Here is a 22,428-nt window from a genome sequence, read left to right on the forward strand (position 1 = left end):
ACTGGCCGTTGAAGCCATGCTCATATGCGGTCACCGCGTTTCGGTTCATAGCAAGGGGTTTCACAATGTTTTCAGTCAAGTTTCTGGCCGGCGCGGCATTGGCGCTCGGCATCACGGTGGCTTCCGCCAATGCCCAGGTGGTTGTCTCTTCGAAGATCGACACAGAGGGCGGCGTGCTGGGTAACATCATCCAGCTCGTGCTCAACGCCAACAACATCAAGACATCGGACCGTATCCAGCTCGGTGGCACGCCGGTGGTGCGCAAGGCGATCACCGCCGGCGAGATCGACATCTATCCCGAATACACCGGCAACGCCGCTTTCTTCTTCGAAAAGGCCGACGACCCGGTCTGGAAAGACGCCGCCAAGGCCTATGAAACGGCCAAGAAGCTCGACTACGACGCCAACAAGATCGTCTGGCTGTCGCCGTCGCCCGCAAACAACACCTGGGCGATCGCGCTTCGCAAGGAAGTCGCCGAGACCAACAAGCTCGCCACGCTTACCGACTTCGGCAAATATGTCGCGGGCGGCGGTCAGGTGGTGCTGGCGGCTTCCGCCGAGTTCGTCAATTCGGCGGCCGCACTTCCGGCTTTCCAGACCACCTATGGCTTCACGCTGAAGCCTGAGCAATTGATCACCCTCTCGGGCGGCGACACGGCGGCAACCATCGCAGCGGCCGCCAACCAGACCAATGGCGCCAATGCGGCCATGGTCTACGGCACCGATGGCGGCATCGCACCGTCCGGGCTCGTCGTGCTCGACGACGACAAGGGCGTGCAGCCGGTCTACCAGCCGGCGCCGATCATCCGCGAAGCGGTGCTGAAGGAGCATCCCGAGATCGAGACGCTGCTGAAGCCGGTTTTCGCCAAGCTCGACCTCGTCACCCTGCAGGAACTGAACGGTCGCGTTCAGGTCGGCGGCGAGCCGGTCAAGGGCGTCGCCGAGGACTTCCTGAAGAAGAACGGCTTCCTGAAGTAGGACGATTCCGGCGCGCCGCTTTCGTGGCGCGCCGGATCGACTGACGGGGCAGGGCGTGAACATCCGCTTCGACAAGCTCGGCGTGGTCATCGCCGCGATATCAGCCTATGCGGCCTTCGCCGCCCCCTTTGCCACGTTCCGTGCCAACCGCATCGTCCCCGGCCAGGCGCGCTCGATTCTCGAGGCGCTGCCGGCAACGACCGGAACGCTGCTGCTCGCCATCATTGTCGCCGCAGCACTCATTGCGCTGTTCAAGACACCACTTGTGCTGCGCCTTGCCGCCAGCGTGATGGCGCTTGCCGCGCTCGCGCTGCTGATCGGTGTCGCCGGAACATTTCTCACGCCGGCGGGCAACACCTTCGCCAGAGTTTCGCCAGCCTCCGGTTTCTGGATTCTGATCTTTGCCTTCACGCTTTTGCTCGCCGACGTGCTGACAAGGCTGAACCTGTCGCCATTGGCGCGGGTTGGCGTGCTTGTGGTCGCGGCTTTGGCGATCGGGCTGCTGTTGATTTCGGGAAGCTGGGACAATCTGTCGATCCTGAAGGAATATTTCAACCGCGCCGACAGTTTCTGGGCAGAGGGCTCCAAGCATGTAACGCTGGCGCTAGGATCGCTTCTTGCGGCGGTGGTCGTCGGCCTGCCACTCGGCATTCTCTGCCATCGCGTCGAAAGTCTGCGCGCCGGCGTTCTCAACGTGCTCAACATCATCCAGACCATTCCCTCGATCGCGCTGTTCGGCCTTTTGATCGCGCCGCTCGGCTGGGTTGCCACGCATGTGCCGGGAGCTGCCGCGCTCGGCATTCGCGGCATCGGCACCGCACCGGCTTTTGTGGCGCTGTTTCTTTACTCGCTGCTGCCGGTAGTGGCCAACACCGTGGTCGGTCTGGCCGGCGTGCCGCGCGCGGCCAACGACGCGGCGCGCGGCATGGGCATGACCGACAGGCAGCGCCTGTTCGGCGTCGAGTTTCCGCTGGCTTTTCCTGTCATCCTCACCGGCATCCGCATCGTCTTGGTGCAGAACATCGGCCTCGCCACCATTGCCGCGCTGATCGGCGGCGGCGGTTTCGGCGTGTTCGTCTTCCAGGGTGTGGGCCAGACGGCGATGGACCTTGTGCTGCTTGGCGCGGTGCCAACGGTCGCGCTCGCCTTTGCCGCCGCCATCATCCTCGATGCGGTGATCGAAATGACCGCCACCAGGCGCAGGGTTGAAACGGCATGATCGAGATCGAAGGCATCACCAAGCGCTATGACGCGACGACCGTGGTCGATGACGTCTCGATGGTCATCGAGCCGCGCACCATCGCCGTCATTGTCGGCACGTCCGGTTCCGGCAAGACGACACTGCTGCGCATGATCAACCGGCTGGTCGAGCCGACCTCGGGCATCATCAAGCTCGACGGCGCCGACAATCGTTCGCTGCCCGGCTACGAGCTGCGCCGCAGCATCGGCTACGCTATCCAGGGGCACGGCCTGTTTCCGCATCGCACGGTGGCACAGAACATTGCCACCGTGCCGGTGCTGCTTGGCTGGGACAAGGACCGTATCAAGGCCCGGGTTGACGAGCTGATGACGCTCTATCAGCTCGATCCCGAAGCCTTCGGGCCTCGCTACCCGCACGAACTGTCCGGCGGCCAGCAGCAGCGCGTCGGTGTTGCCCGCGCACTCGCCGCCGAGCCCAACGTGCTGTTGATGGACGAACCGTTCGGCGCCCTCGACCCCATCATCCGCACCAAGGCGCAGGAAGATCTGCTGGCCATCCAGAAGCGCTTCGGCACCACCATCATCCTCGTCACCCACGACATGGAAGAGGCCGTGCATATGGGCGACAAGATCGCGGTCATGGATGCCGGCAAGCTGGTGCAATACGCCAAGCCGGCCGAGATCCTGGCAAAGCCGGCAAGCGCCTTCGTCGAGACCCTGGTTGGCGCCAGCGAAAGGCCGTTCCGGTTGCTGTCGCTCGGCCGGGTCCGCGATGCCGTGGAGAAGGGCTCCGCCGAAGGTGAGGCGATCCCCGGCGATGCGAGCCAGCGCGACGCGCTGGCCGAATTGTTGTGGTCGGGCCGGCCGGCGCTGCCGGTCAAAGGCGCCGACGGCAAGCCGCTTGGCCGCGTGACCGTCGAAGGGCTGGTGAAGCGTGCGGCGAGGCCGGCATGAAGGCCTGGCTTCCATCGCTGCTCAGGCTAGCATTGGTGGTGCTGCTTGTCGCCTTCGTCACCAATCCCGGGTGGTTCGTGCCGCTGCTGAAGCCGCTGACCGAAAACAACGCGCCGGTGATCTACAACCAGGGCAGCCTGCTGACGCTGACCCTGCTGCACTTACGCACGGTTCTGATCGCCACCGTGGCGGCAACCATCGTTGCGGTGGCGCTTGCCATCCTGGTCACCAGGCCGGCCGGCGCCGAATTCCTGCCGCTATCGCGCAGCCTCGTCAACATCGGTCAGACCTTTCCGCCGGTGGCGGTGCTGGCGCTTGCCGTACCGGCTGTCGGCTTCGGCGAGAAGCCGACACTGATCGCCCTGTTTCTCTATGGCCTGCTGCCGATTTTCGAGAATGCACTGACCGGCCTGACGACGCTGCCGGCCAATGTCGTCGAGGCGGCGCGCGGCGCCGGCATGACCGGTTGGCAAAGGCTCACCAAGGTCGAGCTGCCGCTCAGCGCCCCGATCATTCTCGGCGGCATCAGGCTGTCGGTGGTGATCAGTCTTGCCACCGCGACCATCGGTTCGACCGTGGCAGCCAAAACGCTGGGCGAAGTGATCATCGCCGGGCTGTTGTCCAACAATCTCGCCTTCATCCTGCAGGGCGGCCTGATCGTGGCAGCGCTTGCCGTGCTGATCTATGACGGTCTGTCGGCGATCGAGCGCTACACGGCGCGCCGCATGGGCAGAGAGGCCGAATAGTCGACAGTATCTCAGATATCGCGCTCGTTCATTTCAGCCAGCGCTAGGAGATGTCGTAGAAGTCCGGTTTTGAGCGGTTTATTGGCATGGATAGGGATTGAAAGCCGAACAATGCTTCCCTGCTTGCCATAGATGTGGTGGCTTCCGGCGATGCGCAAAAGCTTCCAGCCTTGCCGTTCGACGGCACGCGCAAATTCCTTGCCGGAAATGGACTTCAAACAGCGATTTCCACGATCCGCCCAGGCTCCGACGTGAATGACAGCGGCTCTACTGAGAGGCAGCCTTCGATCGCTTCACGCAAATTCTGGACAAGTTCTTCCATGGTTTCGCCCTGGGTCGCGCAGCCCGGAATTGCCGGCACCTCTGCCCAGAACCCGCCTTCGTCGGCTTCGTGGATAATAGCTTTGAAATTCATGGGCTAGCTCCGGTTCCATCCTGAAGATAGGCTACCCTACAGGTCTTTGCAAAGAAGCATAGGCGCCGGCGGACGCGTTCACGCTCCACGTGGCTAGCGGATCGGGTGGGAGGAGCTGACAGCTCAGTGCCGCAGCGTCATTTCAATCGATCTAATCAGGCGACATCATTGCCAAGCACGCCGCCGTCTAACCATTTAGGCGAAAGCCGGGCAAAAACCGAACAATATCTTGACGTTCGCAGCCCTGTTTCGCATACACCGATGCGAAGAGGCGGATTCCGTGCGCGGAATCCGGTCTTTGTCTCAACGGCCCAGGGAGGGGTTCTTTTGGGCCATCAATCGAGGAAAATCCGGCAATGACAATTATTTCCGCCGTCATCGCCTGCGGCCTGCTTTCAATCCTTTACGCCATCTGGGCGACACGTTCGGTCCTTGCGGCCGATCAAGGCAATGCACGCATGCAGGAAATCTCCGCGGCTATCCGCGAGGGCGCACAGGCCTATCTGGCGCGTCAGTACACCACCATCGCCATCGTTGGCGTCGTCGTCCTCGTGCTCGCCTGGTGGCTGCTGTCCATCACCGCCGCGATCGGCTTCCTGATCGGTGCAGTGCTTTCGGGCGCCGCCGGCTTCATCGGCATGCATGTCTCCGTTCGCGCCAACGTTCGTACGGCGCAGGCCGCATCGAACAGCCTTGCTGCCGGCCTCGATATCGCGTTCAAATCGGGCGCCATCACCGGCATGCTGGTTGCTGGCCTGGCCTTGCTCGGCGTGTCGATCTACTACCTCATCCTGACCCACTTCATGGGCCTCCAGCCCAATGACCGCATCGTCATCGACTCGCTGGTCTCGCTCGGCTTCGGCGCATCGCTGATCTCGATCTTCGCCCGTCTCGGCGGCGGTATCTTCACCAAGGGCGCTGACGTCGGCGGCGATCTCGTCGGCAAGGTCGAAGCCGGTATTCCCGAAGACGATCCGCGCAACCCGGCCACGATCGCCGACAATGTCGGCGACAATGTCGGCGACTGCGCCGGCATGGCCGCTGACCTGTTCGAAACCTATGCGGTGACCGTCGTCGCCACCATGGTTCTGGCTGCCATCTTCTTTGGCGGCACCGCCGTTCTGGGTGCGGCCATGCTTTATCCGCTCGCCATCTGCGGCGCCTGCATCCTCACCTCGATCGTCGGCACCTTCTTCGTCAAGCTCGGTTCCAACGGCTCGATCATGGGCGCGCTCTACAAGGGCCTGATCGTCACCGGCCTGCTGTCCATCGTCGGCCTCGGCGTCGCCACACAGGTGACGCTCGGCTGGGGCGAGATCGGCACAGTCGCCGGCATGGTCATCACCGGCAAGAACCTGTTCATATGCGGCCTGATCGGCCTCGTGGTGACCGGTCTCATCGTCGTCATCACCGAGTACTACACCGGCACCAACAAGCGCCCGGTCAACTCCATCGCTCAGGCGTCGGTCACCGGTCACGGCACCAACGTCATCCAGGGCCTTGCGGTCTCGCTGGAATCGACGGCGCTGCCGGCGATCGTCATCGTCGGCGGCATCATCTCGACCTATCAGCTTGCCGGCCTCTTCGGTACGGCGATCGCGGTCACGACGATGCTCGGTCTTGCCGGCATGATCGTTGCGCTCGACGCCTTCGGCCCGGTCACCGACAATGCCGGCGGCATTGCCGAAATGGCCGGCCTGCCCAAGGAAGTGCGCCAGTCCACCGACGCGCTCGACGCGGTCGGCAACACCACCAAGGCGGTGACCAAGGGCTACGCCATCGGTTCGGCCGGTCTCGGCGCACTGGTGCTGTTTGCCGCCTACTCGAACGACCTGAAGTTCTTTGCCGCCAATGGCGACAAATATCCCTACTTCCAGGGCATGGGCGAGATCTCCTTCGATCTCTCCAACCCCTACGTCGTCGCCGGCCTGATCTTCGGCGGCTTGATCCCATATCTGTTCGGCGGCATCGCCATGACGGCCGTCGGCCGCGCGGCGGGCGCCATCGTTGAGGAAGTGCGCAAGCAGTTCCGCGAGGATCCGGGCATCATGGCCGGCACCTCGAAGCCGAACTACGCACGCGCGGTCGACCTTCTGACCAAGGCGGCGATCCGCGAGATGATCATCCCGTCGCTGCTGCCGGTGCTGGCACCGCTCGTCGTCTATTTCGGCGTGCTGTTGATCTCGGGCTCGAAGGCGTCCGCCTTTGCAGCGCTGGGTGCCTCGTTGCTCGGCGTCATCGTCAATGGCCTGTTCGTCGCCATCTCGATGACCTCTGGCGGCGGTGCCTGGGACAACGCCAAGAAGTCCTTCGAAGACGGCTTTGTCGACAAGGACGGCGTCAAGCATCTCAAGGGTTCCGAGGCGCACAAGGCTTCGGTGACCGGCGACACGGTCGGCGATCCCTACAAGGACACCGCTGGTCCCGCCGTCAACCCTGCGATCAAGATCACCAACATCGTCGCGCTCTTGCTGCTGGCAGTACTCGCGCACGGCTGATCAAGGCTTCACTCGAAAATGAACCCGCGGGAGCGATCCCGCGGGTTTTTGTTGAGGCAAAGCCAAACGATCCTTCAGCGCTCGCTTTCGCCCGGTCTTCGCAATGCGTGCGCTGGCACCTTATGCCGGACCCAGCGTCGTGTTTTCAGTGGTGGCCACTGCAGCATGCCAGTGGCCGTGCCCTGACTGGTGACCCATAACAAAAACCCGCAGGATCGCTCCCGCGGGTTTTTGGTCGCCTGAGATGACGAGGCTTCGGGGAATGGAAGCCGAAGGGAATTAGACGCCGCCGCCGGGAATGCCGGGCGCCAGCTTGCTGGCACCGTTGATGACCTGGCTGAGGAAGTTCTGGTCCTTGCCGCCGGTCGGTGTGGTGCGCGAGATGAAGTCGAACATCTTGCCATCCTTCTTCCCGTAATTGGCGATCTGGGTGACACGGCCATCGGCGCCGAAATAGACAGCCAGCACATGCTGGTCAATGAGCCGTGGCTTGTCGAAGGCGACGTAGCGCTTGCGCGTCTGCGAAATGTAATAGAATGCCTCGTTGTCGAAGGTCGCGGTCGTCGACGGCGTGCCGAGCGCCAGAAGCACCTGCTCGCGGCTCGAACCGACCGGCACCAGGTCGATTGCCTGCTGGTCTATGACGTAACCTTGCGTCAGCGTCTCGCTCGGGCTGAGATCGCCCATCATCTTGGAGGTGTGGCAGGCGGACAGTGCCGAAACGATCATCAGCAGCGAGATCGCGCCGGCGGGCCTGGACGAGAAGGTCGACTTGAAATTCAGCGCGCGCAACAACAACTCCATTAGCTGGCCGCAACTTGCGCTGGGCCGCGAAACCGGTAAACCAGCTTGCTTGCCGATGCAACAAGCCCACTTCAACAAACGGTCCCCAGGAGACCATCCCCAATGTTCCAGCGCTTTTTTGGCCGCGAACGCTACGCCAACCGCGCTATCACCGAGGCGCTTTACGCACAAATCGTGGCGGCGGCGCGGCAGACTGTGTTTTATTCCCACTGGAATGTGCCAGATACGCCGCTTGGCCGTTTCGAGATGCTGTCGCTGCACATGTTCCTGTTCCAGCACAGGTTGCGCGGGGAGAGCGGTGCGGCGCAGGAGGTCGCCCAGGTGCTGATCGACGAGTTCTTCCTCGACGTCGACCATTCGTTGCGGGAATTGGGCATTGGCGACGTTGGCGTGCCCAAACGCATGAAAAAGTTGGCAAAGATGTTTTATGGCCGAACCGCTGCCTATGACGATGCCCTGGAAAGAAACGACCATGAAGGGCTGACCGCGGCTCTTGCCCGCAATGTCCGGCCCGACGCGGGCGCTTGGGCGGAAGCATCGCTGCTGGCCAACTATGTTACCGACGCGCGCAGTCATCTGGCCGCGCAGACATCCGAATCGATTGTCTCCGGCACGCTGACCTTTCCCGCCGCCAAGGAGGTTGAACAATGAAGCATGTTGACCCGCAAAGCCCGGTCTCCTTCCGCGCCAACATTACGCGCCTGCCGCAGAAGGGCCTGCCGCTGGTTATCGAGGCCGATGCCGCACAGCGTGCGGCACTGGCCGAGGAGCACGGGCTGATTTCGGTCGAATCCTATCGCGCCGAGCTTCTGGTGGCGTCGTGGAAGCGCAATGGCGTGAAGATCAGCGGCCGCGTCGAGGCCGACATCACTCAGGCCTGCATCGTCACGCTCGAGCCTGTCGAAGCGCATATCGACGAACCGGTCGAAGCGCTGCTGCTGCCCGAGGATTCCAAGCTCGGACGGCAGGGCTTCGATGGCGGCGGCGAGATCCTGCTCGACGCGGAAGGCCCTGACAGTCCAGAGACATTTTCCGGTGACACGATCGATGTCGGGGCACTCGCCGAACAGTATTTCGGGCTCGCCATCGACCCCTATCCGCGTAAGCAGGGCGCATCGCTCAATGCCGGCAGCGAGACCGAACCGGCGGAGAATGAATTTCAGCAAAAACTGCGATCCTTGCTGGGAAAATCCTGAAAAGCTCGCCCGCGACGGAAAAGTCGGTTGTGCGGCAGCCCAAAACCGTTATTTTCGCCGAACCTTCGCGGTCGCTCAAGCGACCTGCCGCCTAACCGTGAGATAAATACCGCGTGATCAGGATTTCCATCGATGCCATGGGCGGCGATCACGGACCAGCCGTGGTCATACCAGCGCTCATGACGGTCGCGACCCGTCGTCCCGACATCCGCTTCGTCATCTTCGGGCGTGAGGAAGTCGTGCGCCCCGAACTTGCCAAATTTCCCAAGCTCGCCGAGATCAGCGAATTCTTCCATTGCGAAGTTGCGGTCAGGATGGACGACAAGCCGAGCCAGGCGCTGCGCCACGGCCGCTGGAAGTCATCGATGTGGAAGGCCGTCGAAGCGGTCAAGGCCGGCACGGCCGACGCCTGCATTTCCGCCGGCAACACCGGCGCGCTGATGGCGATGTCGAAATTTTGCCTGCGCACCATGGCCACCATCGATCGCCCGGCGATCGCAGCCCTTTGGCCGACATTGCGCGGCGAAAGCGTGGTGCTGGACGTCGGCGCGACCATTGGGGCCGATGCGCAACAGCTCATTGATTTTGCCATTCTCGGCACCGGCATGGCGCGCTCGGTCTTCGGCATAGCCCGGCCCAGCGTCGGCCTGCTCAATGTCGGCGTCGAGGAGATCAAGGGCCAGGAAGAGGTCAAGGAGGCCGGGCGCATGCTGCGCGAAGCCAACATGGCCTCGATGAACTATCACGGTTTCGTCGAGGGTGACGATATCGGCAAGGGCGTGGTCGACGTCGTCGTCACCGAAGGCTTTGCCGGCAACATCGCGCTGAAGACGGCGGAAGGCACGGTGCGCCAGATCGGTGGCTATCTGCGCGCGGCGATGAGCCGGACTCTGATGGCCAGGATCGGCTATATCTTCGCCAAGGGCGCCTTCGATCGCCTGCGCGAAAAGATGGATGTCGGCCGCTCCAACGGCGGCGTTTTCCTGGGGTTGAGCGGCATCGTCGTCAAAAGCCATGGCGGTGCTGATTCTGACGGGTTCGCCGCCGCGATCGAACTCGGCTATGACATGGTCCACAACAACCTCCTCGACCGCATCGAGGCCGATCTGGATCTGTTTCATGCGCGCAACCCGCGTACCCTGTCATCTAGGAAATCCGACGTCGTCACCGACGCAAAGGAATAGGAAAGAACTTTGATCAGATCAGTCGTGCGCGGCACGGGCGCCGCGCTGCCCCGCCGAATCATGAAGAATGCCGATTTCGAAGGCATGGTCGAGACCTCCGACGAGTGGATCGCCCAGCGTACCGGTATTCGCCAGCGCCATATCGCTGGTGACGACGAGACCACGGCTTCGCTGGGGGAAGCAGCGGCACGTGCCGCACTTGCCAATGCCGGCCTCACGCCCGCCGACATCGATCTGATCGTGCTGGCGACCTCGACGCCCAACAACACATTCCCGGCCACTGCCGTCGAGATCCAAAACCGGCTCGGCATGCATCACGGCTTTGCCTTCGACCTGCAGGCGGTCTGTTCGGGCTTCGTCTATGCCGTGACCACCGCCGATCTCTACATCCGCGGCGGCCTGGCCAAGCGTGTCCTGGTGATCGGTTCGGAAACATTCTCGCGCATCCTCGACTGGAGCGACCGCTCGACCTGTGTGCTGTTCGGCGATGGCGCCGGTGCCATGATCCTGGAAGCGGGCGAGGGGACGGGCACGATCGCCGACCATGGCGTCCTGGCGGCCAGCCTGCGCTCCGACGGCACGCACAAGGACAAGCTTTTCGTCGACGGCGGGCCGTCGACCACGGGTACGGTCGGCCACCTCCGGATGGAGGGCCGCGAAGTCTTCAAGCATGCGGTCGGCATGATCACCGACGTCATCGAGGCGACGTTCGCGCAAGCGGGTATCTCAGCCGATGATCTCGACTGGTTCGTGCCCCACCAGGCCAATAAACGAATTATTGACGCTTCCGCCAAGAAGCTCGGGATAGCTGAGCAAAAGGTGGTGGTTACGGTCGATTTGCACGGTAACACCTCGGCTGCTTCCGTGCCGTTGGCGCTGTCGGTGGCCGTCGCCGACGGCCGCATCAAGAAGGGCGATCTCGTCCTCCTGGAAGCGATGGGTGGCGGCTTCACCTGGGGCGCTGTCCTGGTTCGCTGGTAAGTGCCGAACGGTCCAGTTTCGGTCCTTGACCTTGACGGATCAATTACTTAGGCTCTGCCGTTGTTGTGCCGAATTTTATGTTTTGAGCTGATGGGACGGTCGCATGGGGGGAAAGACACTTACGCGCGCCGACCTTGCCGAGGCAGTTTACCGGAAGGTCGGCCTGTCGCGCACTGAATCGGCCGAACTCGTCGAAGCGGTGCTGGATGAAATCTGCGAAGCCATCGTGCGCGGCGAAACGGTGAAGCTGTCGTCCTTCGCGACATTCCACGTCCGCTCCAAGAACGAACGCATCGGCCGCAATCCCAAGACCGGCGAGGAAGTGCCGATCCTGCCGCGTCGGGTGATGACCTTCAAGTCGTCGAATGTGCTGAAGAGCCGTATCTTGCGCTCCCATCAGAGCGGCAAGGCCAAAAGCGGCAAGTAGTCCTACTGCGCGGTTGAAAACCGTCGCCGCCATGACGCCGGGCTTGAATATTGCTTCATAAACCGCTGAAATAAGCCCCGATTCGGCAGGTAGGCCGGATCATCGTCCAGCGTGAGGATTCGCCCATGGACAAGAGCCCCGACGCCTTTCGTACCATCAGCGAGGTCGCCGAAGATCTCGATCTGCCGCAGCATGTGCTGCGCTTCTGGGAAACGCGTTTCAACCAGATCAAGCCGATGAAGCGCGGCGGCGGCCGTCGTTACTACCGGCCGCAGGATGTCGAGCTGATCAAGGGCATCCGCCACATGCTCTACGACCAGGGCTACACCATCAAGGGCGTGCAGAAGCTGTTGCGCGAGAACGGCAACCATTTCCTGGTTGCCATCGGCAATGGCGACATGGCCGCCGTAGAGGCGATCTCGCAGCGAAAGCAGGCCGATCAGGTGCCGCTGACGCCTGCGGCCCAGCCGCGCGGCATGGACGACGAACTGGTTGGCCAGCCCCGCGTCAAACCCAGCCGCCGCTTTTTCGGCCTGGGCAAGAGCGACGAGGAGGGTCCGGTGCAGCCGGATGCGTCGAAACTCTCGCGCGACAACAGGGCCTTGCTGCAGGAGGCGCTGTTCGACCTCCTGGAATGCAAGCGCCTGCTTGACCAGGTGCGCTGACCGCGGCCCGACGCGGCATCGATAGTTCGAAAGCCGGAACCCGTCTTCCGGTGAGGCGTTACGCTTCCTTCTGCAAGTGAAGGAAACATACCAATGGCATCATTTTCGACCCTCTCCGACATCGATCTCGACAGGCAGGTCGCTGCTCTTACCAAGGAACTGGCCAGCTTGAAGAGGGCCGTGGCAAGGCGAGGCGGCGCGTATTACGAGGACGGTCGCGATGCCGCGCTGGACACCTATTCCGATCTTGCCGGGCGCCTGCGCGACGCCATGCCGGCAATCCGTAAACAGGGCAGGGTGATCGAGAGGTCGGCCCGCGACCATCCGGCGGCTGCCGCGGCGGTGGGCCTTGTGGTGCTCGGTCTTGTCGCCAGTCTGCTGTTCAGCCGGCGCTGAATTCTAGAACCCAAATCCCAGGGATACGAGCATGAGAAGTGACGGCTCGCCTCAAGGTGATCCGTCATTTTCCTTGCGGTCGGCTATGTCTGTTGTCGCTGGAGGCGCCTGACACCTCTGTGCAGCCGGCGCAGGAAATGCGGATTGGTCGAGCCGCCAGAGCCGCTCGATTTCGCTGGCGAACGCCGGATTGGTCGTGGTGCCATACCAGCGCCGGGGATAGACGACGAGGTCGCGCGTGGATTTGCGTGAATTGTCGATCCAGTCCGCGATCGAGCCTCGCGGGGCGGAGTAGCCGGCCTTGGACAGGAAGCCAAGGCCGGTCTTCTCGGTGGCAGTCTGCGGTGCTTAGGCCTTGTTTCCGATCACATGGTGGTGGTGGCGGTGATGATGGTGGTGGCGGACATGGTGGCGGTGATGATGGTGGTGACGATGATGCTTGGCCATCGGGGCCGCATCTGCGCTCGTCGCGCCGATGACGGGCACCGTGAAAGCCAATGCAACTGCAAGCCCGAGGGCCGAGAGGAGGGACTTCTTCATGGATGGTTTCCTTTTGTTTCGCGGGCGCATATGGATCGGGGCGATAGCCCGGCCGCCGCGAATGGAATTACGCGCCTGAATTTTTTCGTCAGTATTTCCCGATTGTAGAATTTTGTTTCTGGACTGTTTCTGCCCAATCCAGCCTCCCGCCACCATGCACGGCAAGATCGAGAGAGACGGCCATTGGGCCGCCTGTTCGACTACATCGGTGGCACGACGCCGTTGGTTCCGACCACGACGCGGCTGGCGCTCAGCGCGCCGTCGCTGCCCCGCTCAGCGGTGACGAAGACCGTCGCACCCGGCTTGAGGTCGGTAGGCGTCGCCGGCGCGAAGGTCACGACGGGCGTGGTGTCGGGGATCGAGATCTTCTTGGTCTGGCCATTGTCATAGGTCAGGGTGACGGATCGCCCGCTTATATCGGTAACGTCGGCGACGGTGCCGTTGGTCATCCGGCTGTTTGGCTGCAGGTCCCAGGGACGGTCGCCCTCGCCAGTGCCTTTCAGCGCGGCCGGAAAGACCACCACCTCCAGGGCGCCGCTGCCGCCATCCGCTTTCGAAACAGAGGCAATGCCGAGGAAATCGCCCTGCTTGATGTCCTTTGCCGAGGCGTTGGCGACGCCCGAGATCTTCCAGCCAGCCTTGAGCTTGATCGCATCGGTATCGCCCTGGCGCGTTTTCACGGTGAGCAGCGTGGGCTCGAAACTGACCACCGTGCCGCGCACACGCAGCGCGTCTGCGGCCTGGGCGGCGCCCGCGCCGGCGACGGAAAGGCTGGAAATCGTGCCGAGCACGACCATGACTGTCTTCAGGTTCATTGCAAAAAATCCTTCCGGGAACGAGCCGGCTGGAACCGGATGGTTTCACGCCAGCGATCCGGAGATAACGAACGAGCGCGGCGAAACTGCCGGCAAAAGGCTGATCGGACCTTCAAAACAACTTGATCGCGACGTGTGCGCGAGAGGGCCGCGCCAGGCACCTGGTTCACGATCCCGTGACGGCCCTTTTGGCTCTTGGCAAATCGCCGGCGAGAGGGCATCTTCCCGACCGTCTCAGGCAACACTCCTCATTTGATCAAACTCTTTCAGTCATGGAGTTGCCAATGCCCCATAATGCGAAAAGCGAACCCCTCTCCGAACCGGCAACCAACGGGAGCGGGCCAGATTACAACACCCTCAGAGCGATGCGGGAGACCCGCGGTTACAGCGTGGAAGAGCTCTCCCTGACATGCGGCCTGGCGGTGAACGAGATTGAGGATATCGAAAGCGGCAGAGTGACCGACCCGTCGAAGCTGCGTCGTATTGTGTCCGCGCTTCACCTTCCCCAGGAGGCTCTGATCACCCCGGCTGCGCCGACGCCGGCGGCGCAAGGTCGATCGCTGGCTTAGATCCGCACCACGGATTCCAGAGAACCCGCCAAGGCTCCTTGGCGGGTTTCTTTGTACCTGCCGCAGCGTCTGCTTCAGCCTGGGGCTTGCCGATTTGTATGCCGCACGTGCTTATACGCGCGGCGGCCCCCGGCTGCCGAACCGCAATCTGCCGTCCATCAAGCTTTTTGAGCCATGGGTTTTCGATATGAGCCTGGAATCCGTTCGTGCCTTCTTCACCACCCACGCGCCCGATATCGACGTCGTTGTCACGGAAGCGAGCTCGGCGACGGTGATGTTGGCGGCCGAGGCGCATGGCGTGCTGCCGGCCCAGATCGCCAAGACGATCTGCCTGCGCGTCGGCGACCGCACCATGCTGGTGGTGACCAGCGGCATCGCCAGACTGGACAACCGCAAATTCAAGGACCAGTTCGGCGGCAAGCCGCGCATGCTCGATGCCGCCGAGGTTGTCGAAGCGACCAGCCACCCGGTCGGCGGCGTCTGCCCGTTCGGCCTGCCGGCGCCGCTGCCGGTCTATTGCGACGTATCGCTGCGCGAGTTTGAAGAGGTGGTGCCTGCGGCAGGCGCCACCAATGCGGCGGTGCGGATCGCGCCGCAGCGGATGGTTGAGCTTACCGGCGCTGAGTGGGTGGATGTGTGCCAGAGGTAGCATTAGCACCAAGCCGGAGCTCAAGCGCACAGGACATGGTGCCCCGATCCGAGATTTGGCCGGGTTGACCGGGGCATCTGGAGGGGCGGACTTCGGGGGAAAGTCCTGCTTTCAATTGGTCGGAGTGGCCGGATTCGAACCGACGACCCCTTGACCCCCAGTCAAGTGCGCTACCGGGCTGCGCTACACTCCGGACCGGTCGCGATGTATCGTGATAACCCCGTGCGGGTCAACCGAATTCCGCGACTTTTGTCCCGCTGCGATTGTGGGTGCGGATGAGCGCTGCAAGGCAGGCCGCAACAGCAGTTGATGGCGGTATTCCAGCGCGATGGCGCCCCAGATCAGGCCGAGCAGCAGATAGACGTGGCGCCAGTGGTCGATGTCGATGAAGGTGCCGAGCCCGATATTGCCGATGAAGGCGACATAGGCACACAGGAGATAGGGCTGCCACGGCCGGTCGCGCAGCAGGATGCGGAAGCCGGCTGCTATCGTCCACAAGACGAGCGCCAGGAACGACACGAAGCCGAGCCAGCCATAATCCATCAGCATCTTCAGCCAGATGTCGTGGGTGTCTTCACCGAAGATCGTGCCGAAGACCAGCGGGCCGATGCCGAATGGATGCTCCATCGCCATCTGGAAGCCGATGCCGTAGCGGGCAAAGCGGCCGAGGCGGGCGGTGTCGTAGCTCTGTTCGAGCTGGGCACGGTTGGAGAACATCTCCGACACGCCGGGCAGCTGCAGGATGACGATCATGGCGACGACCAGCAGCGCCAGTGCGGCTATCGTCATCACCACCACACGCAGCCGGAACTTGCCGCTGGCGCTCTGCAGGAACAGGCAGCCGGTGAGCAGGACGGCCGAGACGGTGAACATGCCCCAGGCGCCGCGTGAGAAGGAGAAGAAGATGCCGGCGGTGATGATCAGCAGCGGCACCGCCAGCAGCGGCATGCGTGTCGCCGGTCCGGTCAAAAGCAGATAGAGTAGATAGATGCCGGGCAGCACCAGGAACGGGCCGAACACGTTCGGGTCCTGGAAGGCGCCGGCGGCGCGATCGTATTTGGTGAACATCTCCGCGCCCGGAAAGGCATGGAAATAGCCTGCAATGCCAAGCAGCGAGGTGGCCACGGCCGAGACCACATAGGCAATGAAGATCAATCGGTAGAGGCTGGGCTGTACGGCGGTGATCGATGCGAAGAACACCGCGCTGAAGGCGAGAAACAGCGACACGGCGAGATAGAGCGGCGTGTTGGCGAGGTCCGCCATCTGCGTCATGGAGATCATGCCGCCGATGTTCATCGTCACCAGCAGCACCAATAAGGGCGTGGCCGCGCGGGAAATCCTCAAGCCGAAAAGCGCCCAGATGGCGATCAGCCCGGCCATGTAGAGCTCATAGGGCGCCGGCTCGCTGATGACGAAGCCCGACAGCAGAATGCCGAGGAAGACCGCGCCCGACGAAATCAGCGCGACCAGCTTGGCGTTGACCGCCGCGCGCGGCAGATCATGGCTGATCGCACTCAATAGGCGTTTTCCGTATTGAGCAGCCGGAGCGGCGTCAGGAACAGGATCCGCAAATCGAACAGCAGCGACCAGTTCTCGATGTAGTAGAGATCATACTCGGTCCGCATGCGGATCTTCTCGTTGGTGTCCATCTCGCCGCGCCAGCCATTGATCTGCGCCCAGCCGGTGACGCCGGGCTTGACCTTGTGGCGGGCGAAATAGCCGTCGACAACCTCGTTGTAGAGCAGGTTGTGCGACTGCGCGGCGATGGCATGCGGACGCGGGCCGACCAGCGACAGCGAACCGAGCAGCGAGTTGAAGAACTGCGGCAGCTCGTCGATCGAGGTCTTGCGGATGAAGCGGCCGACGCGGGTGACGCGAGGATCGTTCTTGGTCACCGTCTGCTTGGCGGTCGGGTCGGCCTTGTCCGTATACATCGAACGGAACTTGTAGACCTCAATGATCTCGTTGTTGAAGCCGTGCCGCTTCTGATGAAACAGCACCGGCCCCTTGCTGTCGAGCTTGATGGCGATGGCGGTCGCCAGCATGACTGGCGAGAACACGACGATGCCGATCAGGCTGAAGACGATGTCGAAGGCGCGTTTGGCGACCGAATCCCAGTCGTTGATCGGCTTGTCGAAGATGTCGAGCATCGGCACCGCGCCGATGTAGGAATAGGCGCGCGGGCGAAATTGCAGCGCGTTGGAATGCGCCGAAAGCCGGATGTCGACCGGCAGCACCCACAGCTTCTTCAGCAGCTGCAGAACACGCGATTCGGCGGTCAGCGGCAGCGATACGATCAGCATGTCGATGCGGGCGATGCGGGCGAACTCGATCAGTTCCGAAATGGTGCCGAGCTTGGGGTAGCCGGCGACGATGGGCGGCGAGCGCTTGTCGCCGCGATCGTCGAAGATGCCGCAGATGCGGATATCGTTGTAGGGCTGCTTTTCGACCGAGCGGATCAGGATTTCCGCCGCCTTGCCGCCGCCGACGATGACGGCGCGCCGCTCCATGCGGCCATCGCGCGCCCAGGCCCGGATCAGCTTCGACATCACCAGCCTGAGGCCGAAGATGAGAACGAAGCCGATGACGAACCAACTGCCGAACAATAGGCGCGAATAGTCCTGCGACATCTTCATGACGAATGCCGTCAGCGCCATCAGGGCGAAAGTGCCGGCCCAAACCAGCAGCACGCGGCCGAAATTGGCGATGGGCCGCATCAGGGCGACGATCTGGTAGCAGTCGGTGACGTCGAGCAGCACCACGGCAAGGAATGAGCCGGCTGCGATCGTCACCGGATATTGCCAGGCGAGATAGTTGAAGAATCCGACATAGTGGAAATAGACGGCGAGTCCCGACAGGAACAGCAAGCCGAATTCGACCATGCGCAGGACACCGCTGACCATGATCGGCGACATCGTATCGCGTCGGTATTGCGAGGCGACCTGGCGGGCGACATCGTTCATGCCGCTTGGCGTGTCGCCATCGGCCGGGCCGTCGAATTTACGCACCGCCTCTGCTGAAAAGCGGCGCGCGGGGTCGATCTCGTTCATGAGGGCTTTCCGCAAACTTCCCCACCGTCATAGCAAAAGAGAGCTAAGAAACCCTTGAAACAACGTATGGCTTTGGAACGGCTTGGCCCTGTGCCTACCTGTCGAGCGCGGCGAAATAGGCCTTCTCGATGTCGGCGGCCATCACATCGGCGCCGAAGCGTGCCTTGAGGTTGGCGTTATCGGGCATCAGGTCGCGATAGGCGACCGGGTCGGCCAGCGCCTGGCTCATCCTGTCGGCGAGCTCGATCGGGTCAGGTCGGATCAGGGCAGGGGAACCGGTGTCGAATATCTCCGGGATGCCGCCGACCGCGGTTGCGATCATCGGCTTTCCCGCGGCAAGCGTTTCCAAGACGATATAGGGCATGGCTTCGGCGCGCGAGGGAACGATGATAAGCGCGGCAAGGGCAAAGGCCTCCCTGGCCGGCATCGGCGGCAGGAAGCGGACATGGCGCTCGAGCCCGAGGCGTTTCACTTGCCCGTGGTAACGCGCAAGGTCGTCGCCGTCGCCGACCATCACCGCGGTCAGTGCGCGGCCGAACTGTGGGCCGGCGAGGGCCAATGCGTCGATGAAGATATCCGGTCCCTTCAGATCGCGCATCATGCCGATATAAAGCAGGTCGGCTGCGTCCGGCTCGGTGATCACCGGCTCGAATTCAGTGGCGCGCAGGCCGTTATAGACGAGGGTGTTGGGAATGGGCGGCTCGCCGACCTTGTGGCGATAGGTCCGCCGCTCATAGTCCGAGACAAACAGCAGATAGTCGGTGAAACGAGCCATGAAGCGCTCGAGCGCGAAGAACAGCTTTCCGATGACCGTGCTCTCGTCATAGTGGAGCGAGCCGCCATGCGGCGAATAAAGGCGGGCTACGCGAGACCTTGATACCCGCAACAATGAGCCGAACAGACGGGCATAGGCGCCACCCTTGGCGCCGTGCCCGTGCAGTACGTCCGGCCGCAATTCCTTGATGATCCTGTATGTGCGCCAAGCCGAGGCAAGGTCGCCGGGACCGACATGGCGCTGCATCGGCGTGCGATGAATGCCGAGCGCCAGCATGCCCTTCATCTGCTCGAACAAATGTTCCTCGAACGCGCCGCCTGTCGTCGAATCGCAGACGATGCCGACGGAATGCCCGGCGGCGACCTGCGCCTCGGCCAGGTCGCGCACATGCCGGAAAATTCCTCCGACGGGTGAGCGAAAGCAATGGACGATCCTGAGCCTGTCCGCCACGTGGTGTCTGTCAGAACAGACGTTCGCGGACGTAGACCGTATCGCCCGGCAGCAGCGGGTCGGAGGTGACCACGCGGCCGGTCATCACCTTGCCGTTGATGTCGCGGGTGATGTCGACGCTTTCCTGGTTGGCGCGCGGCGTGAAGCCGCCGGCAATGGCGATCGCCTTCTGCACCGTCAGGCCGGGAACATAGGAATATTGGCCGGCGGCACCCACTTCGCCCATGACGAAGATCGGCCGGTAGCGGTCGATCTCGACCGAAACGTCGGGATCGCGCAGATAGCCTTGCCGCAATTTGTCGGCGATCTCCTTTTCCATCTGCTGCGCGGTGTGGCCGCGCGCCGGTATGGCGCCGACAAGCGGGAAGGAGAGATAGCCGGATTGATCGACACTGTAGGTGTTGGTCAGTCCGTCCTGCTCGAACACGGTCACGCGGACGCGGTCGCCGGCGCCAAGACGGTAGGGCTGATCGAGCACCTCATGGAAGGCGGCCGGCGTCGGCCGGTAGCTGGAACAGCCAGCCAGCATCGATACGGCAAGCAGCGCGCGAAACAGGGAAGCAGTGCTTTTCATGACCGGACAAGTACCTTCGACTGGGCCACTGCGGCGTCGCAGCAAACATCAGGGATCGAGGCCCGTTATCATCCTGTTAGGGTTAATGGCCGGTAAAGGGAGCGGCCGACACGTGGCGCATCGGCAAGAGTTTTTGTGATTCTTGGCGGTTTTGTTTGTCACCCGCCAGTAAACCCTAACGGAAACTTACCACGATCTTAACGGCTGAGTTACCATAGTTGTTTACGGTGCGTGCTGACCCAGTATCGGAGTAGGGATGCATGTCCGTTCAGTCCGCGGCCGCAGATGTCGATGTCGATCTCAGGCAGCTCTTCGCCAGCCTGGCGAGGAACTGGCTGCGTATAGTCCTCGTCGTCCTGTTGGCAACCGGGCTGGCCTTTGCTTTCGCCTCGCTGGCAACCCGGCACTACAAGGCCGAGACGCAGGTGGAGATCGCGCCGCGCGAATCCATCTACACGCGGCCGGCCAGCAACAACAATGACACCGACAAGCCTATTCTCGACGAACAGGGCGTCGCCACCCAGGTCCAGATCATCTCCTCCAACGAAATCCTCAAGCAGGTCTCGCAAAAGCTTGGCCTGGAAAAACTGCCCGAGTTCAATGAAGCGCTCGACATGTCGGCGCTGAGCCGCGCTCTGGTCCTGGTCGGCCTGAAAAGCGACCCGATGGAAATTCCGACGGAAGAGCGCGTGCTCAAGAAAATGCACGGGAAGCTCAACGTCTACGGCGTCGAGAAGACCCGCATCATTGCCATCGAGTTCTCATCGGAAGATCCCAAGCTCGCGGCCGCCGTACCGGACGCCATCGCCGCCGCCTATATAGCGGGGCAGGGGGCGGCCAAGCTCGAATCGAACAGTGCCGCAGCAGACTTCCTGGCGCCGGAGATCGCCGACCTGCAGCGGCAGGTCAAGGATGCGGAGGCGAAGGTCGCCGCCTATCGCGCCCAGTCCGATCTTCTGATGGGTGGCAACAATTCGGTGCTGGCCACCCAGCAGCTTTCGGAACTGTCGAGCGAACTGTCGAAAGTGCGCGCTAACCGCGCCGCGGCCGAAGCGACCGCCGACGGTGTGCGCAGGGCGCTGCAGAATGGCGGTTCGCTGGATGCCGTGCCGGAGGTTCTGTCGTCGGACCTGATCCAGCGCTTGCGTGAGCGACAAGTCGAATTGCGCTCCAACATCGCCGATCTGTCGACGACACTGCTTGGCAATCATCCGCGCATTCGCGCGCTGAAATCGCAACTGTCCGATCTCGACGCACAGATACGCAGCGAGGCCCAGAAGATCATGAAAGGCCTGTTGATGCAGGCCGAGACGGCAAAGGCCCGCGAGAACCAGCTTGTCGCCGACGTTAACACATTGAAAGCCGCTTCGGCGCAGGCCGGCGAACAACAGGTCGATCTCGACGCACTGCAGCGCGACGCGACCGCCAAGCGACAGCAACTCGAACTGTACCTGACCAACTACCGCGAAGCCGCTTCGCGCCAGGATCGCAACTATCTGCCGGTCGACGCGCGGATCGCCTCGAAGGCTTCGGTTCCCTCCGAGGCCTACTTCCCGAAGGTCGGGCCGATCGTCGGCGCGGCTTTCGCCGCATCGCTGCTGATCATGGCGATAGTGACGCTTCTGCGGGAGCTGTTTTCAGGCCGCGCGATGCGGCCGGCGAGCGGTTCCCGTTTCGAACGGATCGATGAGGTCGCGATGCCCCAGGTGGCGCAGGCGCCGGTCGCCAAGCCATTTGTCCGCCACGAGCCTGCCGTCCTGCAGGACTCCTTGGTTGGCCAGGAGCTGCCTGAACGTGCGGATGAAGCGGAGCCCTATGCCGCCGCGATGCCGGCCATGGCCGAGGCACCGGATGTGGTCGCAATGCCCGATACGACGGCGACAGAGCAGACGGCTGTCGAGCCCGAACCGGCGCGTTCCACCCTGGGCGAGATCGATATCGAGAAGGCTGCCGAAAAGCTGATCTCCAGCGGTGCGGCGCGCGCCATATTCGTCTCGCCGGAAGGCGACGAGGCGGCTGCATCCGCGATCCTGGTGGCGCGCGAGGTCGCCGACGCCGGGCTGCGCGTGCTGTTGCTGGACCTCACCGCGTCGGGGGCCGCCTCGCGGCCGATGCTGGACAGCGGGCTTTTCCCCGGCATCACCAACCTGCTCGCTTCGGAAGCGCAGTTCAGTGACGTCATCCATGCCGATCTCTACTCGGACTGTCACGTCATCCCGGTCGGAACCGCCGATCCGGTTCGTGCCATGCGTGCCGCCGACCGGCTGCCGATCATCATGCAGTCGCTGACGACAGCCTACGACCTGGTCGTGGTCGAGTGCGGACCGGCCGACGCACAAGGCATCGGCCGCCTGACCGGCGATGCCACCGAGGTCTTTCTCTCCATGCTGGAGGCCGACGATGAGGTGACGCAGGCTGCGGTCAAGCTGATCGAGAACGGCTACCCCGACCTCACGCTGGTGACGCCGCTCGGCCACGAACCGCCCGGCAATCCGGTGCCGGGAAGGCGCACTGCCGCTGCCTGAGGGGAGCCCCGGATCGCCGGCGGGGCCGTTCTGCGGTT

General features: G+C 62.8%; 23 protein-coding genes and 1 tRNA gene. 15 read left to right on the top strand and 9 right to left on the bottom strand.

Translation table 11 applies throughout. The annotated features are described in order from the left end of the window. The first annotated feature begins 65 nt into the window (after positions 1-65). The 4 genes from osmF to AC0L3E_RS17390 are packed head-to-tail and all read left to right on the top strand — an operon-like array spanning position 66 to position 3,877. On the top strand, positions 66-977 hold the full coding sequence (gene osmF / locus AC0L3E_RS17375; protein WP_127322450.1) for a glycine betaine ABC transporter substrate-binding protein OsmF: 912 nt from the start codon (positions 66-68) through the stop codon (positions 975-977). A gap of 55 nt (positions 978-1,032) precedes the next feature. Further along, the gene (locus AC0L3E_RS17380) at positions 1,033-2,196 is read left to right on the top strand and encodes an ABC transporter permease (RefSeq protein ID WP_473605250.1); all 1,164 of its coding nucleotides are present in this window, start codon (positions 1,033-1,035) and stop codon (positions 2,194-2,196) included. Then, positions 2,193-3,131: an ABC transporter ATP-binding protein gene (locus tag AC0L3E_RS17385; protein WP_127267858.1), complete on the top strand. Its 939-nt coding sequence runs from the start codon at positions 2,193-2,195 to the stop codon at positions 3,129-3,131. Before AC0L3E_RS17380 ends, AC0L3E_RS17385 begins: the two co-directional genes overlap by 4 nt. Beyond that, the gene (locus tag AC0L3E_RS17390; protein ID WP_127329715.1) at positions 3,128-3,877 is read left to right on the top strand and encodes an ABC transporter permease; all 750 of its coding nucleotides are present in this window, start codon (positions 3,128-3,130) and stop codon (positions 3,875-3,877) included. Before AC0L3E_RS17385 ends, AC0L3E_RS17390 begins: the two co-directional genes overlap by 4 nt. Before the next feature lie 11 nt (positions 3,878-3,888). Here the strand turns inward: AC0L3E_RS17390 and AC0L3E_RS17395 are convergent, their stop codons facing one another. Then, the gene (locus AC0L3E_RS17395) at positions 3,889-4,095 is read right to left on the bottom strand and encodes a type II toxin-antitoxin system HicA family toxin (protein ID WP_127396164.1); all 207 of its coding nucleotides are present in this window, start codon (positions 4,093-4,095) and stop codon (positions 3,889-3,891) included. Then, positions 4,092-4,292: a type II toxin-antitoxin system HicB family antitoxin gene (locus AC0L3E_RS17400; RefSeq protein ID WP_127329711.1), complete on the bottom strand. Its 201-nt coding sequence runs from the start codon at positions 4,290-4,292 to the stop codon at positions 4,092-4,094. The genes AC0L3E_RS17395 and AC0L3E_RS17400 overlap by 4 nt, the downstream gene beginning before the upstream one ends. 356 nt (positions 4,293-4,648) lie before the next feature. Between AC0L3E_RS17400 and AC0L3E_RS17405 the strand changes: the two genes are divergently transcribed. Then, entirely contained in the window at positions 4,649-6,790 is a 2,142-nt protein-coding gene (locus tag AC0L3E_RS17405; RefSeq protein WP_127267856.1) for a sodium-translocating pyrophosphatase, read from the top strand. Positions 6,791-7,069: 279 nt separating this feature from the next. On the opposite strand, the gene AC0L3E_RS17410 is transcribed toward AC0L3E_RS17405, so the two are convergent. Further along, on the bottom strand, positions 7,070-7,582 hold the full coding sequence (locus tag AC0L3E_RS17410; protein ID WP_127267855.1) for an outer membrane protein assembly factor BamE: 513 nt from the start codon (positions 7,580-7,582) through the stop codon (positions 7,070-7,072). Positions 7,583-7,696: 114 nt separating this feature from the next. On the opposite strand from AC0L3E_RS17410, the gene AC0L3E_RS17415 reads away from it, so the two are divergent. From AC0L3E_RS17415 to AC0L3E_RS17445, 7 genes are all read left to right on the top strand, one after another. After that, positions 7,697-8,245 (top strand): ubiquinol-cytochrome C chaperone family protein, encoded by a 549-nt coding sequence (locus AC0L3E_RS17415; RefSeq protein ID WP_128308921.1) that lies wholly within the window; start codon positions 7,697-7,699, stop codon positions 8,243-8,245. Continuing rightward, positions 8,242-8,790: a YceD family protein gene (locus tag AC0L3E_RS17420; RefSeq protein ID WP_027162417.1), complete on the top strand. Its 549-nt coding sequence runs from the start codon at positions 8,242-8,244 to the stop codon at positions 8,788-8,790. The genes AC0L3E_RS17415 and AC0L3E_RS17420 overlap by 4 nt, the downstream gene beginning before the upstream one ends. 113 nt (positions 8,791-8,903) lie before the next feature. Continuing rightward, positions 8,904-9,974: a phosphate acyltransferase PlsX gene (plsX, locus tag AC0L3E_RS17425; protein ID WP_473605251.1), complete on the top strand. Its 1,071-nt coding sequence runs from the start codon at positions 8,904-8,906 to the stop codon at positions 9,972-9,974. Positions 9,975-9,983: 9 nt separating this feature from the next. Then, positions 9,984-10,955 (top strand): beta-ketoacyl-ACP synthase III, encoded by a 972-nt coding sequence (locus tag AC0L3E_RS17430; protein WP_127382002.1) that lies wholly within the window; start codon positions 9,984-9,986, stop codon positions 10,953-10,955. 103 nt (positions 10,956-11,058) lie between these two features. Then, complete coding sequence (locus tag AC0L3E_RS17435; protein WP_013532231.1) at positions 11,059-11,382, top strand: integration host factor subunit alpha; 324 nt, start codon at positions 11,059-11,061, stop codon at positions 11,380-11,382. A gap of 125 nt (positions 11,383-11,507) precedes the next feature. Continuing rightward, positions 11,508-12,047 (top strand): MerR family transcriptional regulator, encoded by a 540-nt coding sequence (locus AC0L3E_RS17440; protein ID WP_127270980.1) that lies wholly within the window; start codon positions 11,508-11,510, stop codon positions 12,045-12,047. Positions 12,048-12,140: 93 nt separating this feature from the next. Further along, entirely contained in the window at positions 12,141-12,443 is a 303-nt protein-coding gene (locus AC0L3E_RS17445; RefSeq protein WP_127270978.1) for a hypothetical protein, read from the top strand. A gap of 740 nt (positions 12,444-13,183) precedes the next feature. On the opposite strand, the gene AC0L3E_RS17450 is transcribed toward AC0L3E_RS17445, so the two are convergent. Further along, complete coding sequence (locus AC0L3E_RS17450; protein WP_127272079.1) at positions 13,184-13,798, bottom strand: hypothetical protein; 615 nt, start codon at positions 13,796-13,798, stop codon at positions 13,184-13,186. A 284-nt stretch (positions 13,799-14,082) separates the two neighbouring features. Here AC0L3E_RS17450 and AC0L3E_RS17455 point away from each other — a divergent pair, with 284 nt between their 5' ends. After that, entirely contained in the window at positions 14,083-14,367 is a 285-nt protein-coding gene (locus AC0L3E_RS17455) for a helix-turn-helix domain-containing protein (protein WP_473605252.1), read from the top strand. A 187-nt stretch (positions 14,368-14,554) separates the two neighbouring features. Then, the gene (locus AC0L3E_RS17460; protein WP_473605253.1) at positions 14,555-15,016 is read left to right on the top strand and encodes a YbaK/EbsC family protein; all 462 of its coding nucleotides are present in this window, start codon (positions 14,555-14,557) and stop codon (positions 15,014-15,016) included. A gap of 116 nt (positions 15,017-15,132) precedes the next feature. Here AC0L3E_RS17460 and AC0L3E_RS17465 read toward each other — a convergent pair. The 5 genes from AC0L3E_RS17465 to AC0L3E_RS17485 all read right to left on the bottom strand — a co-directional run bounded on the left by AC0L3E_RS17465 (position 15,133) and on the right by AC0L3E_RS17485 (position 19,865). Then, positions 15,133-15,209, bottom strand: a tRNA-Pro gene (locus AC0L3E_RS17465). Beyond that, entirely contained in the window at positions 15,200-16,534 is a 1,335-nt protein-coding gene (locus AC0L3E_RS17470; RefSeq protein WP_245472765.1) for an O-antigen ligase family protein, read from the bottom strand. The genes AC0L3E_RS17465 and AC0L3E_RS17470 overlap by 10 nt, the downstream gene beginning before the upstream one ends. Then, positions 16,531-18,066: an undecaprenyl-phosphate glucose phosphotransferase gene (locus tag AC0L3E_RS17475; protein ID WP_127267065.1), complete on the bottom strand. Its 1,536-nt coding sequence runs from the start codon at positions 18,064-18,066 to the stop codon at positions 16,531-16,533. The genes AC0L3E_RS17470 and AC0L3E_RS17475 overlap by 4 nt, the downstream gene beginning before the upstream one ends. A 94-nt stretch (positions 18,067-18,160) precedes the next feature. Beyond that, complete coding sequence (locus tag AC0L3E_RS17480) at positions 18,161-19,291, bottom strand: glycosyltransferase family 4 protein (RefSeq protein WP_127321730.1); 1,131 nt, start codon at positions 19,289-19,291, stop codon at positions 18,161-18,163. 10 nt (positions 19,292-19,301) lie between these two features. Then, complete coding sequence (locus tag AC0L3E_RS17485) at positions 19,302-19,865, bottom strand: polysaccharide biosynthesis/export family protein (RefSeq protein ID WP_013532220.1); 564 nt, start codon at positions 19,863-19,865, stop codon at positions 19,302-19,304. A gap of 260 nt (positions 19,866-20,125) precedes the next feature. On the opposite strand from AC0L3E_RS17485, the gene AC0L3E_RS17490 reads away from it, so the two are divergent. Beyond that, positions 20,126-22,390 (top strand): GumC family protein, encoded by a 2,265-nt coding sequence (locus AC0L3E_RS17490; RefSeq protein WP_473605254.1) that lies wholly within the window; start codon positions 20,126-20,128, stop codon positions 22,388-22,390. Positions 22,391-22,428 lie beyond the last annotated feature (38 nt).

This window comes from Mesorhizobium sp. WSM4822 (assembly GCF_055811155.1).

Coding starts and splice junctions, on each gene's coding strand:
- osmF (WP_127322450.1), top strand. CDS start 66: ATGTTTTCAGTCAAGTTTCTGGCCGGCGCGGCATTGGCGCTCGGCATC.
- AC0L3E_RS17385 (WP_127267858.1), top strand. CDS start 2,193: ATGATCGAGATCGAAGGCATCACCAAGCGCTATGACGCGACGACCGTG.
- AC0L3E_RS17390 (WP_127329715.1), top strand. CDS start 3,128: ATGAAGGCCTGGCTTCCATCGCTGCTCAGGCTAGCATTGGTGGTGCTG.
- AC0L3E_RS17400 (WP_127329711.1), bottom strand. CDS start 4,292: ATGAATTTCAAAGCTATTATCCACGAAGCCGACGAAGGCGGGTTCTGG.
- AC0L3E_RS17405 (WP_127267856.1), top strand. CDS start 4,649: ATGACAATTATTTCCGCCGTCATCGCCTGCGGCCTGCTTTCAATCCTT.
- AC0L3E_RS17415 (WP_128308921.1), top strand. CDS start 7,697: ATGTTCCAGCGCTTTTTTGGCCGCGAACGCTACGCCAACCGCGCTATC.
- AC0L3E_RS17420 (WP_027162417.1), top strand. CDS start 8,242: ATGAAGCATGTTGACCCGCAAAGCCCGGTCTCCTTCCGCGCCAACATT.
- AC0L3E_RS17435 (WP_013532231.1), top strand. CDS start 11,059: ATGGGGGGAAAGACACTTACGCGCGCCGACCTTGCCGAGGCAGTTTAC.
- AC0L3E_RS17440 (WP_127270980.1), top strand. CDS start 11,508: ATGGACAAGAGCCCCGACGCCTTTCGTACCATCAGCGAGGTCGCCGAA.
- AC0L3E_RS17445 (WP_127270978.1), top strand. CDS start 12,141: ATGGCATCATTTTCGACCCTCTCCGACATCGATCTCGACAGGCAGGTC.
- AC0L3E_RS17450 (WP_127272079.1), bottom strand. CDS start 13,798: ATGAACCTGAAGACAGTCATGGTCGTGCTCGGCACGATTTCCAGCCTT.
- AC0L3E_RS17455 (WP_473605252.1), top strand. CDS start 14,083: ATGCCCCATAATGCGAAAAGCGAACCCCTCTCCGAACCGGCAACCAAC.
- AC0L3E_RS17460 (WP_473605253.1), top strand. CDS start 14,555: ATGAGCCTGGAATCCGTTCGTGCCTTCTTCACCACCCACGCGCCCGAT.
- AC0L3E_RS17475 (WP_127267065.1), bottom strand. CDS start 18,066: ATGAACGAGATCGACCCCGCGCGCCGCTTTTCAGCAGAGGCGGTGCGT.
- AC0L3E_RS17485 (WP_013532220.1), bottom strand. CDS start 19,865: ATGAAAAGCACTGCTTCCCTGTTTCGCGCGCTGCTTGCCGTATCGATG.
- AC0L3E_RS17490 (WP_473605254.1), top strand. CDS start 20,126: ATGTCCGTTCAGTCCGCGGCCGCAGATGTCGATGTCGATCTCAGGCAG.